At 68.4% G+C, this 11,135-nt stretch carries 11 protein-coding genes and 1 pseudogene; 10 read left to right on the top strand and 2 right to left on the bottom strand.

What is annotated here, in order from left to right; genetic code table 11:
* Positions 1–128: 128 nt before the first annotated feature.
* The 4 genes from ACXJLU_RS19595 (at position 129) to ACXJLU_RS19580 (ending at position 3,358) form a co-directional block, all read left to right on the top strand.
* A complete protein-coding gene (locus ACXJLU_RS19595; RefSeq protein WP_457333808.1) occupies positions 129–1,322 on the top strand; it encodes an amino acid aminotransferase in 1,194 nt (397 codons plus the stop codon).
* 124 nt (positions 1,323–1,446) lie between these two features.
* The gene (gene bufA2 / locus ACXJLU_RS19590; RefSeq protein ID WP_073462774.1) at positions 1,447–1,704 is read left to right on the top strand and encodes a BufA2 family periplasmic bufferin-type metallophore; all 258 of its coding nucleotides are present in this window, start codon (positions 1,447–1,449) and stop codon (positions 1,702–1,704) included.
* 26 nt (positions 1,705–1,730) lie between these two features.
* Positions 1,731–2,579, top strand: a complete 849-nt coding sequence (bufB, locus tag ACXJLU_RS19585) for an MNIO family bufferin maturase (RefSeq protein ID WP_457333806.1) — start codon at positions 1,731–1,733, stop codon at positions 2,577–2,579.
* Positions 2,576–3,358: an HvfC/BufC family peptide modification chaperone gene (locus tag ACXJLU_RS19580; RefSeq protein ID WP_457333804.1), complete on the top strand. Its 783-nt coding sequence runs from the start codon at positions 2,576–2,578 to the stop codon at positions 3,356–3,358. Before bufB ends, ACXJLU_RS19580 begins: the two co-directional genes overlap by 4 nt.
* Here the strand turns inward: ACXJLU_RS19580 and ACXJLU_RS19575 are convergent.
* Positions 3,355–3,948: a peroxidase-related enzyme gene (locus tag ACXJLU_RS19575; RefSeq protein WP_457333802.1), complete on the bottom strand. Its 594-nt coding sequence runs from the start codon at positions 3,946–3,948 to the stop codon at positions 3,355–3,357. The genes ACXJLU_RS19580 and ACXJLU_RS19575 overlap by 4 nt on opposite strands.
* A gap of 200 nt (positions 3,949–4,148) precedes the next feature.
* On the opposite strand from ACXJLU_RS19575, the gene ACXJLU_RS19570 reads away from it, so the two are divergent.
* The 3 genes from ACXJLU_RS19570 to ACXJLU_RS19560 all read left to right on the top strand — a co-directional run bounded on the left by ACXJLU_RS19570 (position 4,149) and on the right by ACXJLU_RS19560 (position 5,743).
* Entirely contained in the window at positions 4,149–5,081 is a 933-nt protein-coding gene (locus ACXJLU_RS19570) for a hypothetical protein (protein WP_457333800.1), read from the top strand.
* Positions 5,082–5,195: 114 nt separating this feature from the next.
* A complete protein-coding gene (locus ACXJLU_RS19565; RefSeq protein ID WP_457333798.1) occupies positions 5,196–5,369 on the top strand; it encodes a hypothetical protein in 174 nt (57 codons plus the stop codon).
* A complete protein-coding gene (locus ACXJLU_RS19560; protein ID WP_457333797.1) occupies positions 5,369–5,743 on the top strand; it encodes a translation initiation factor Sui1 in 375 nt (124 codons plus the stop codon). Before ACXJLU_RS19565 ends, ACXJLU_RS19560 begins: the two co-directional genes overlap by 1 nt.
* On the opposite strand, the gene ACXJLU_RS19555 is transcribed toward ACXJLU_RS19560, so the two are convergent.
* Complete coding sequence (locus tag ACXJLU_RS19555) at positions 5,744–6,178, bottom strand: hypothetical protein (RefSeq protein ID WP_457333795.1); 435 nt, start codon at positions 6,176–6,178, stop codon at positions 5,744–5,746.
* 188 nt (positions 6,179–6,366) lie between these two features.
* On the opposite strand from ACXJLU_RS19555, the gene ACXJLU_RS19550 reads away from it, so the two are divergent.
* The 3 genes and pseudogenes from ACXJLU_RS19550 to ACXJLU_RS19540 form a co-directional block, all read left to right on the top strand.
* Positions 6,367–9,630, top strand: a complete 3,264-nt coding sequence (locus ACXJLU_RS19550; protein WP_457333793.1) for an efflux RND transporter permease subunit — start codon at positions 6,367–6,369, stop codon at positions 9,628–9,630.
* 3 nt (positions 9,631–9,633) lie between these two features.
* Positions 9,634–10,866 (top strand): efflux RND transporter periplasmic adaptor subunit, encoded by a 1,233-nt coding sequence (locus tag ACXJLU_RS19545; protein WP_457333791.1) that lies wholly within the window; start codon positions 9,634–9,636, stop codon positions 10,864–10,866.
* Positions 10,863–11,135 (top strand): annotated as a pseudogene (locus tag ACXJLU_RS19540) (efflux transporter outer membrane subunit); the annotation flags it as partial. The gene ACXJLU_RS19545 and the pseudogene ACXJLU_RS19540, both read left to right, overlap by 4 nt.

Raw genomic sequence — 11,135 nt, 5'->3', positions numbered from 1 at the left:
GGCGCGGGCGCCGGCCGGACATCGGCGGCACCTCGCCCGAGGGATATCGGCCACGCCGGGCAGGGGCTGAAGGGCGTCGCCGATAATTTGCGTCCGACACCGACCACTTCCCCACCCAAGGCAGCACCATGTTCGAGCACGTCGACGCCTACGCAGGCGACCCCATCCTGACCCTCAACGAGGCCTTCGGCCGCGATCCGCGGCCGCACAAGATCAACCTCAGCATCGGCATCTACTTCGACGACGATGGCCGGCTGCCGGTGATGCGCGCGGTGCGCGAGGCCGAATCGGCGATGCTGCAGACGATCGGCGCGCGCCCGTACCAGCCGATGGAAGGCGCGGCCAACTACCGCCAGGCGGTGCAGCACCTGCTGTTCGGCGCGACGCACGAGGCGGTGACCAGCGGGCGCGTCGCGACCATCCAGACGCTGGGCGGCTCCGGCGGGCTGAAGGTGGGCGGCGATTTCCTGAAGCGCTACTTCCCGAACTCCAACGTGTGGGTCAGCGACCCGACCTGGGACAACCACCGCGCGATGTTCGAGGGCGCGGGCTTCAGCGTCAGCACCTACCCGTACTACGACGCGGCCACCGGCGGCGTGCGCTTTCCCGAGATGCTGGCGGCGCTGTCGGTGCTGCCGGAGAAGAGCATCGTGCTGCTGCACGCCTGCTGCCACAACCCGACCGGCGTCGACCTGAGCGCGGCGCAGTGGGCCGAGCTGATCCCGGTGCTGGCGCAGCGCAAGCTGATCCCGTACGTCGACATCGCGTACCAGGGCTTCGGCGACGGCATCTCGCAGGATGCGTTCGCGATCCGCGCGCTGGCCGATGCGGGGCTGAGCTTCTTCGTCGCGAGTTCGTTCTCGAAGAGCTTCTCGCTGTACGGCGAGCGCTGCGGCGGCCTGAGCGTGGTGTGCCCGAACGCGGCCGAGGCGGCGCTGGTGCTCGGCCAGATGAAGGCGACGATCCGCAAGAACTACAGCAGCCCGCCGACGCACGGTGGGCAGATCGTGGCGCGCGTGCTGCAGACGCCGGCGCTGTACGAGCAATGGGCAGCCGAGCTCGACGCGATGCGCGTGCGCATCAAGGCGATGCGCGAGAAGCTGCATGCGGTGCTGAGCGCGAAGCTGCCGGGCCGTGACTTCGGCTACTTCCTGAGCCAGCGCGGGATGTTCAGCTACACCGGGCTGAGCCCCGAGCAGTGCGACGAACTGCGCGAGGCGCACGCGGTGTACCTGGTGCGCTCCGGCCGCATGTGCGTGGCCGGCCTGAACTCGGGCAATGTCGAAGCGACGGCCGTCGCGATGGCCGAGGTGCTGAAGTAACCGGGTTGCAAGTTCTTTCAGGTGGGTCGGTGTAAGGGCGCGTGGCGGGAACCGACAGAGTGGGGCTGGCGCGAGGGATTCATCCTCGGCTGCACGTCCCCAACACCAACCTGAAGGAATGATCATGCTGAACCTGAAGTCCGGCCTCGCCCTGGCCACCACCGCTGCCGCCCTGTTCTCGCTGGGCACCGTCGCCACCAGCGTGCAGGCTGCCGATGAAGGCAGCGTCAAGTGCGCCGGCGTCAACAGCTGCAAGGGCACCTCAGACTGCAAGACCGCGAAGAGCGAATGCAAGGGCCAGAACGGCTGCAAGGGCCAGGGCTGGGTCGGCAAGAAGACGGCCGCCGAATGCGCCAGCGCCGGCGGCACGGTGCTGAAGTAAACCCAGGCCCGAAGCCGGCACTGCCCATGAACACTGCGCTGCACGGCTTCGGGCTCGGTCTGCGCACCGAGCACTACCGCGACTTCTGCAGCGACGACCGCGCGCTTGCGCGGCGCGTCGACTGGCTCGAAGTCATTTCCGAGAACTACATGGTGCCCGGCGGCAAGCCGCTGCACCACCTCGACCGCATCCGCCGCGACCACCCGATGGCGATGCACGGCGTGTCGATGTCGATCGGCAGCACCGACCCGCTGAACGCCGGCTACCTGCGCGACCTGAAGGCGCTGGCGCAGCGCATCGAGCCGGCGTGGATCTCCGACCACCTGTGCTGGACCGGCGTCGACCACCACAACCTGCACGACCTGATGCCGATGCCCTACACCGAGGCCGCGCTGCGCCACCTGGTGCCGCGCGTGCGCCAGGTGCAGGACCTGCTGGGCCGACGACTGGTGCTGGAGAACGTATCGAGCTACGTGGGTTTCGCGGCCGACGAGATGAGCGAATGGGAGTTCATCGGCGAGTTGCTGCAGCGTGCCGATTGCGAGCTGCTGCTGGACGTCAACAACGTGCACGTCAGCAGCGTGAACCATGGCTTCGACGCGCGGCGCTTCATCGACGCGATGCCGCGCGAGCGCGTGCGGCAGATCCACCTGGCCGGCCACGAGGACCATGGCAGCTACCTGATCGACACGCACGACCACCCGGTGTGCGCGGCGGTGTGGGACCTCTATGGCTACACGGTGCAGCGCCTGGGCCACGTGCCCGCGATGATCGAGCGCGACGACCACATCCCGCCGCTGGCGGAACTGGTGGCCGAGCTGGACCAGGCGCGCGCGGTCGAGGCCGCGGCGTTGAACGAGGCGGTTGCGGCATGAGCGCCGGCGCGAGCCCGAGCCCGCTGGCGGATCAGCAGCGCGGATTGCACGCCGCGATGCTCGGCGCACCGGCCGGGCCCGGCCTGCTGCGCGAATCTACGCAGCACGAGCCGCTGCTGCGCATCTACCAGAACGCCTACCGCGCGCGGCTGGTCGCGGCGCTGCGCGACAACCACGGCGTGCTGCCGCGCGCGATGGGCGACGAGGCCTTCGACGCGCTGGCCGAGGCCTACCTGCAGGCGCATCCGTCGCGGCATCCGTCGATCCGCTGGTTCGGGCACCGGCTCGCGGAGTTCATGGCGGCAAATCCAGGCTTGGTGCCGCATCCGGCCTTCGTCGACCTGGCGCGCATGGAGTGGGCGCTGCGCGAGGCCTTCGATGCGGCGGACGCGACGCCGATGACGCCCGCCGAGCTGGCGGCGCTGCCGGCTGACGGTTGGCCACAGCGCGTGCTGCGCTTTCACCCGAGCGTGCAGGTGCTGAGCCTGGACTGGCATGTCGAGCCCGCATGGCGCGCGCTGCAAGGCGAGGAGGAGCCCGAGCTGGCCGAACCCGAAGCCGGCGAGCATCAACTGATCGTCTGGCGGCCGGCGCTGGAGACGCGCTGGCGCTCGGCCGCCGACGCGGTCGAGGCGCAGCTGCTGGCCGCCGCGATGCAGGGGGATGATTTCAGCGCGCTGTGTGCGATTGCCGCCGACGCACTGGGTGACGCGCCAGCGGTGCCCGGCGTCGTCGGTGTGATCCAGCGCTGGACGGCCGAGGGCTTGCTGGTCCGCTAGGCCTTCTTCTCCCGCGGCACCCGCCCCATCAGGTAGAACTCGTCGTTCGGCCGCAGGCTCATCAGGTTCGCCATCCGGTTGCTCAACCCGAACAGCGCGGTGATCGCGCCGACGTCCCAGATGTCCTCGTCGTCGAAGCCGTGCGCACGCAGCGCCTCGAAATCCGTCTCGACGATGTTCGCCGCATCGTTGCAGACCTTCATCGCGAAGCCGAGCATCGCCTTCTGGCGCGGCGTGATGTCGGCCTTCAGGTAGTTGGTCGCGACCTGGTCGGCGAGTTGCGGCTGCTTCTCGTAGACCCGCAGGATCGCGCCGTGCGCGACCACGCAGTACAGGCAGTTGTTCGCGCCCGAGGTCGCCACGATGATCATCTCGCGCTCGCCCTTCGTCAGGTGGCCGCCTTCCTTCAGCAGCAGCGCGTCGTGGTACGCGAAGAAGGCCCGCGCTTCGTCGGGCCGGTGCGCGAAGCCGAGGAACACGTTCGGCACGAAGCCCGCCTTCTGCTGCACCTCGAGGATGCGCGCGCGGATGTCGTCGGGCAGTCCGGCGAGGTCGGGCACCGGGTAGCGGCTGATGGGTGGGCGGCTCATGGGCGTCTCCTGTCTTGTGATCGCGCCAGGATACGTCGCGGTTCAGCGCGTCGCGTCGTAGACGCCAGCCGCGCGGCACGATTTGATTCAGGCAGAACGAACAGGTTCAACGCTCTTCGGCCTCGCCGGGAACCAACGGCGTCGCGCCACCACTCATGTGCACTTGCGATTGGCGAGCAATCAAATCATCCGGCAGCATCATGAACAACGTGTACCAGGCTTCGAGACGAGTGGTGAGAGTGGCGAGGCGAGTCAAAGACGGCGTGCAGTCGGGTGGGAGTTCCGCGGCAAGAATTCTCACTGAGAATGTCAATGGCGTCATCGCGGGAGCGAGAGAGTTCTGGGCGCAACGCCAAGCCGCGCAGCCTGACAATGTTGTTCTCCTTGCGCCGCGTGCGATTGACGCACAGCCGGAGACCGGTTGGCCGCTTTTGCACGCGATTGTCGATGCGCAGAATCTCTTGAGTTCCGGTCAATTCGACGATGCCAAAGAAGCTCTTCTGTCGTTGGCGGACGTCTTCGAACAGTGGACTGTAAAGCACAAAGGGCCTTGTCTTGATAGGGTTCGCTCCGCGGACGCTCACTTGTCGTTACGCGACGTTAAGCGCGCAAGCGTCGAGCTCGAGCACCTTGAGAATTATTTGAAGCGGTTCATGATCATAGTGCTCGATGTGGATACGCCGCCGAAATTGAGTTCAGCCAAGGGCCGGAAATCTCTACCCAGGTTCGAAAGTGAATCGAGTAATTCGCAGACCGTCATTACCTCTATGCCACCGCTTCGGGAATTGAGCAAAATCCAGGCGTTCATTGCGGATCTGACCGACTTCCATAAAAAATTGGACGAATACCAGAAGGGGGACGCCCCGGCCCTGCAGACACAAGTCAATCGGATTTGCAAGAGCCATGACAAAGGGCAGACCGAGTACGTCCGATCTCTAATTGTCGGTTTTAAACTTCGCGCATCAACAGAGTTTGGGGCTCTGTCGATGGACGAATTGGAAGGCCGCCTCAGCCAGTTTATTGCCGAACTGGAAACTGCCGAAAAGAATACTGCCAAACAGAAAAGTGGATCTGAATCGAATAGTTCGACCGAGGACGATTCCAGCTCAGGGGGGTCGCTTGACTTCAGTTGACGCAGCTGAGCCGCTGCGGCCAGTCTGGCAATCGCGAGGCTGGGCATGTGCGCTCGAGCCGCGCCGCCGCCGGCCTTTTGCGCGCCGTTATCATCGGCGCCCAAAAGGATCACCATGCCGAAACACCTCCACGAGCACTGCGCGCAGAGCGCATTCGGCATTGGCAATGACGACCCCGGGCGGGTCCGGCGCGACGTGGCACTCGCCACCGTCATCCGGGGGGCGGTCGTCGAGCCCGCTGCTGCCGGCAGCACGCAAATCACCAGCGCCGCCGCCGCGTCCACGTGATGAAGAAGAGCGTGTCCGGCCTCGCAGGGCTGTCGTCGCTGGTCTATTCCACCGATGCCGGCCGCATCTGCCCGGATTGCCGCCAGCCGCAGGCGCAATGCGTGTGCAAGGCGCAGAAGGCGCTTCCGCAGGGTGACGGCGTGGTGCGCGTCTCGCGCGAGACCAAGGGCCGCAAAGGCAAGGGCGTCACGCTGGTCAAGGGCCTGCTGCTCGACGACGACGCGCTGACCCAGCTGGCACGCGAACTGAAGGCCGCCTGCGGTGTCGGCGGCACCGTGAAAGACGGCGTGATCGAACTGCAGGGCGACCACATCGACGTGGTGGTCGAGCGACTGAAGAAAGCCGGCCACGCCGCCAAGCGCGCCGGCGGCTGATCACGGCGCGGCCGCTGCCTGCGGCGGCAGGTACTTGCGCAGCAGCGGCAGCGCCATGCTGAAGCGGGCGGCCGACACCGTCGCGATGAAGCAGGCCTCGCCGGCCTGGCGCGGGTTGTCCATCGCCGCGACGAACACCAGCTCGCCACCGCTGCGCCGCCACAGCACGATGCGCGACACCGGCAGCCCGTCGTGCTCGATCACCGGGTAGAGGCGGTGCATCTCGGCCACCACCGCGCGGCGGTCGCCGTCGTCGAGCAGCGCGCTCTGCTCGTCGCGCCCGAACTGGATCCAGTCGGCGCTCACGCAGCTCGGCAATCCGGCCACGTTGCCCGGTGCGGGCAATGGCGCCTCGGCGGCCTGCACCGCCATCGCGCACGCGCCCCATGCCAGTGCCGTGATCGCTCGCCCGCTGCCGCCTGCCCCGCGCACCATTGCCACTCCTTGTGCCGTCGCGGCCGGCAGCTTACGCCGCGCTGACCGCCACGCCGCGCGCAGGGTGTTGATGCACCGGAAACCGCACCGGAAACGAGGATCGATCCGCCGAATCAGCAACACGCCGGCAACGTGATCTGAATATCATCGTGGGTTGCGCAATGGGGCGCACGCAGGAGTTGCTGTCGATGTCCATGGTCCAGCTGGCGCTGCGTCGCCCCTACACGTTCATCGTGATGGCCTTGCTGATCGTGCTGGCCACGCCGTTCGCGCTGCGCAACATGGCGACCGACATTTTCCCGGAAATCAACATTCCGGTGATCAGCATCATCTGGAACTACGGCGGCCTGTCGGCTCAAGAGATGGGCCAGCGCATCTCGGCCCAGAGCGAGCGCGGGCTCACCACCACCGTCAGCGACATCGAGCACATCGAGTCGCAATCGCTGGCCGGCATCGCGGTCATCAAGGTCTTCTTCCAGCCGACCGCCAACATCCAGACCGCGATCGCCCAGGTGGTCGCGTCGATGCAGACCCAGGTGCGCCAGCTGCCGCCGGGCATCACGCCGCCGTTGGTGATCAAGTACTCGGCCTCCAGCATCCCGGTGATCCAGCTCGCGCTGTCGAGCCCGACGCTGCCGGAGCAGGCGGTGTTCGACGCCGCCGTCAACCAGCTGCGCCCGCAGCTGATCACGATCCCCGGCGTGGCCGTGCCGTTCCCGTACGGCGGCAAGAACCGGCTGATCTCGGTCGACCTCGACACCGCGGCGCTGCAGGCGCGCGGGCTGTCGCCGGCCGACGTGGTCAATGCGGTGAACCTGCAGAACCTGATCCTGCCGTCGGGCACCGCCAAGTTCGGCGCGACCGAATACACCGTCAAGATGAACGGCTCGCCCGACGCGATCGCCGGGCTGGGCGACCTGCCGGTGCGCACCAGTCTCAGTGGCAACACCAGTGCCACCACCTACCTGCGCGACGTCGCCTCGGTGCGCGACGGCTTCTCGCCGCAGACCAACATCGTGCGCCAGGACGGCGCGCGCGGCGTGCTGCTGTCGGTGCTGAAGAACGGCGGTGCGTCGACGCTCGACATCGTCGACAACCTGCGCGCGCTGCTGCCGCGCGCGTCGCATACGCTGCCGGCCGACGTCAAGGTGACGCCGCTGTTCGACCAGTCGGTGTTCGTCAAGGCAGCAGTCAAGGGCGTGATCGCCGAGGCGGTGATCGCCGCGCTGCTGACGGCCGCGATGGTGCTGCTGTTCCTCGGCAACTGGCGCAGCACGCTGATCATCGCGGCGACGATCCCGCTGTCGATCCTCGCGTCCATCCTGGTGCTGCAGATGCTCGGCGAGACGCTGAACCTGATGACGCTCGGCGGGCTGGCACTCTCGGTGGGCATCCTGGTCGACCAGGCGATCGTGACGATCGAGAACATCGAGCGCCACCTGCACCTGGGCACGCCGCTGCTCGAGGCGATCGAGGTCGGCGCCGGCGAGATCGGCGTGCCGGCCTTCGTCTCCACGCTGTGCATCTGCATCGTGTTCGTGCCGATGTTCTTCCTGTCGGGCGTCGCGCGCTTCCTGTTCGTGCCGATGGCCGAGGCGGTGGTGTTCGCGATGATCGCGTCGTACCTGCTGTCGCGCACGCTGGTGCCGACGCTGGTGATGCTGCTGATGGCGAAGTCGCATGCGGCGCCGTCCGGCGCGTCGGCCGGCACGACCAAGGCGAACGCGCTGCAGCGCCTGTACCGCGCCTTCGACCGCCAGTTCGAGCGCGTGCGCCGCGTCTACACGCTGGCGCTGTCGGGCCTGCTGGCGCAGCGCAAGCGCTTCGCGCTGCTGTTCTCCGGCTTCTGCCTGCTGTCGTGCGCATTGATCCCGTTCCTCGGCCGCGACTTCTTCCCGAGCGTCGATTCCGGCCAGATCCGGCTGCACCTGCGCGCGCCCACCGGCACCCGCATCGAAGAGACCGCGCGCCTGGCCGACGAGGTCGAGGCCGCCATCCGCGAGATGATCCCGGCCGACCAGCTGGAGACCATCCTCGACAACCTGGGCGTGCCCAACAGCGGCATCAACCTGTCGTACAGCAATGCCGGCACCATCGGCACGCTCGACGGCGAGCTGCAGCTGTCGCTGAAGGAAGGCCACCGCCCGACCGACGAGTTCGTCAGCCTGCTGCGCGCCGAGCTGCCGAAGCGCTTCCCCGGCACCGAGTTCTTCTTCCAGCCGGCCGACATCGTCACGCAGATCCTGAACTTCGGCCTGCCGGCGGCGATCGACGTGCAGTTCACCGGCCAGAACCTGGCGGCCAACGCGGCGCTGGCCGCCGAGCTGACGCGCAAGATCCGGCAGATTCCCGGCGCGGTCGATGCCCACGTGCACCAGCGCAACGACCTGCCGGCGCTCAACCTGAACATGGACCGCTCGCGGCTGCAGCAGCTCGGGCTGACTGCGTCGAACGTCGGGCAGAACGTGCTGATCTCGCTGTCGGGCAGCTCGCAGACGGCGCCGGCCTTCTGGCTGAACCCGCAGAACGGCGTGGTCTACAGCATCGCGGTGCAGACGCCGCAGTACAAGATCGATTCGCTGGACGCGCTGCTGAACATGCCGGTGGGTGCGGTCGGCGCGGGGGGTGCGGGTGGTGCCTCCAACGCCGGCGCGGCCGGCAGCACCCAGCTGCTCGGCAACCTGGTCGAGGCGGCGCCGGGGCGGCAGCTGGCGATCGCGTCGCGCTACAACATCCTGCCGGCGATCGACGTCTACGTCAGCGTGCAGGGCACCGACCTCGCGAACGTGGCCGGCCAGGTGCAGAAGCTGGTCGACGAGGTCCAGCCCAAGCTGCCGCGCGGCAGCCAGGTGGTGCTGCGCGGCCAGGTGCAGACCATGCAGGCCTCGTTCATCGGGCTGGGCGTCGGCCTCGCGATGGCGATCGTGCTGGTCTACCTGCTGATCGTCGTCAACTTCCAGAGCTGGATCGATGCGCTGATCATCATTGCCGCGTTGCCGGCAGCACTGGCCGGCATCGCGTGGATGCTGTTCATCACCGGCACCACGCTGAGCGTGCCGGCGCTCACCGGCGCCATCATGACGATGGGCGTGGCCACCGCCAACAGCATCCTGCTGGTGTCGTTCGCGCGGCAGCGCCTGCAAGAGGGCGTGCCGGCGCTGTCGGCCGCGCTCGAAGCCGGCGCGACGCGGATCCGGCCGGTGCTGATGACGGCGCTGGCGATGGTCATCGGCATGATCCCGATGGCGCTCGGCCTCGGCGAAGGCGCCGAGCAGAACGCGCCGCTCGGCCGCGCGGTGATCGGTGGGCTGCTGTTCGCCACCGTGTCCACCCTCTTCTTCGTGCCGGTGGTCTACGCCGGCGTGCACCGCCGGCTGGCGCAGCGCCGCGAGGCCCATGCCCACACCCGTGATGCCGCCCTGCCGCCCGCTGCCAACCTTCAGGAGACCTGAGCCATGACCGAGCAGCGCCACGCGGCCCTGGGCATCCACGCCGCCGACCCGAACGAATCGCCCGACGCCATCCACCTGGCCGATCCGCTGCAGCGCAAGCTGGTCGCCCGCCGCGTCCGGCTGCTGACGATCGCCGTGCTGGTGCTGCTGGCACTCGGTGCCGGCCGCACCGTGATCAGCCGCATGGGCAATGCCAAGGCGCTGGAGGCCGGCACCACCGAACGCGCGAAGCAGTACGTGAAGACCACGCTGCCGAAGACCGCCGAGGCCGGCCAGACGCTCGCGCTGCCGGGCACGCTGCAGGGCTTCGTGCAGTCGCCGATCGCGGCGCGCGCGGCCGGCTACCTGCGGCGCTGGACCAAGGACATCGGTGCGCGCGTCGAGAAGGGCGAGGTGCTGGCCGAGATCGAATCGCCCGAACTCGACCAGCAGCTGTCGCAGGCGGTGGCGGCGCGCGAGCAGGCGGCGTCCGGCCTGCAGCTCGCGACCAGCACCGTCGAGCGCTGGGAGAGCCTGCGCAAGAAAGACGTGGTCTCGCAGCAGGACCTGGACGAACGCCGCAGCAGCGCCGCGCAGGCGCGCGCCAACCTGGCCGCGGCCGATGCCAACGTGCAGCGGCTGCGCCAGCTCGAAGGCTTCAAGCGGGTGGTGGCGCCGTTTGCCGGCGTGATCACGCGGCGCAACGTCGATGTCGGCGACCTGATCGACACCAGCGGCAAGCCGCTCTTCACGCTGTCGCAGACCGATCCGCTGCGCGTCTACGTGAACGTGCCGCAGTCGTATGCGCAGCTGGTGAAGGCCGGGCAGCCGGTGGTCGTCACTCAGGGCGAGCTGCGCGGCCGGAGCTTCAAGGGCACGGTGGCGCGCACCGCGGCGTCGATCGACACCGGCACGCGCACGATGCAGGTCGAGATCGCGCTGCCGAACCCGGACGGCACGCTGCTGCCGGGCGCCTACGTGCAGGTGGCGCTGCCGCTGTCGGCCAGCCAGGCGATGCTGGTGCCGACCAATGCGCTGCTGTTCCGCGCCGAGGGCGCGCGCGTCGCGGTGGTCGACGGCAACGGGCGCGTCACGCTGAAGGCGGTGACGCTGGGCCGCAACTACGGCGAGACGGTCGAGGTGCTCGACGGCCTTGGCGCCGACCAGCGGCTGGTGCTGAATCCGTCCGATTCGCTGGCCGATGGCGACCAGGTGGCGGTGGCCGCGGCGGCATCGGCACCGAAGGGGGCGCTGTGACGCTGCGCCGGGTGCCGCGCGCGCTGGCACTGGTGTGGGTGCTGGGCCTGGCGGCGTGCGCTGCGGGCCCGGACTACCAGAAGCCGGCGCTCGACCTGCCGGTCAGCTGGCAGCTCGACGCGCCGTGGCGCGAGGCGACGCCGGGCGATGCGGCGTTGAAGGGCCCATGGTGGCAGCGTTTCGGCGACCCGCAGCTCGACGCGCTGGCGCAGCAGGCGCTGGCCGGCAGCCCGACGCTCGCCGCCGCCGCGGCGCGGCTCGCGCAAGCC

It is taken from the genome of Rhizobacter sp. P5_C2 (assembly GCF_054049715.1).
This window is presented reverse-complemented; position numbering and strand designations above follow the sequence as displayed.

What these genes read in the sequence shown, in the direction of transcription:
- ACXJLU_RS19595 (WP_457333808.1), top strand. Translation starts at nt 129, where the DNA reads ATGTTCGAGCACGTCGACGCCTACGCAGGCGACCCCATCCTGACCCTC.
- bufA2 (WP_073462774.1), top strand. Translation starts at nt 1,447, where the DNA reads ATGCTGAACCTGAAGTCCGGCCTCGCCCTGGCCACCACCGCTGCCGCC.
- bufB (WP_457333806.1), top strand. Translation starts at nt 1,731, where the DNA reads ATGAACACTGCGCTGCACGGCTTCGGGCTCGGTCTGCGCACCGAGCAC.
- ACXJLU_RS19580 (WP_457333804.1), top strand. Translation starts at nt 2,576, where the DNA reads ATGAGCGCCGGCGCGAGCCCGAGCCCGCTGGCGGATCAGCAGCGCGGA.
- ACXJLU_RS19575 (WP_457333802.1), bottom strand. Translation starts at nt 3,948, where the DNA reads ATGAGCCGCCCACCCATCAGCCGCTACCCGGTGCCCGACCTCGCCGGA.
- ACXJLU_RS19570 (WP_457333800.1), top strand. Translation starts at nt 4,149, where the DNA reads ATGAACAACGTGTACCAGGCTTCGAGACGAGTGGTGAGAGTGGCGAGG.
- ACXJLU_RS19565 (WP_457333798.1), top strand. Translation starts at nt 5,196, where the DNA reads ATGCCGAAACACCTCCACGAGCACTGCGCGCAGAGCGCATTCGGCATT.
- ACXJLU_RS19560 (WP_457333797.1), top strand. Translation starts at nt 5,369, where the DNA reads ATGAAGAAGAGCGTGTCCGGCCTCGCAGGGCTGTCGTCGCTGGTCTAT.
- ACXJLU_RS19555 (WP_457333795.1), bottom strand. Translation starts at nt 6,178, where the DNA reads ATGGTGCGCGGGGCAGGCGGCAGCGGGCGAGCGATCACGGCACTGGCA.
- ACXJLU_RS19550 (WP_457333793.1), top strand. Translation starts at nt 6,367, where the DNA reads ATGTCCATGGTCCAGCTGGCGCTGCGTCGCCCCTACACGTTCATCGTG.
- ACXJLU_RS19545 (WP_457333791.1), top strand. Translation starts at nt 9,634, where the DNA reads ATGACCGAGCAGCGCCACGCGGCCCTGGGCATCCACGCCGCCGACCCG.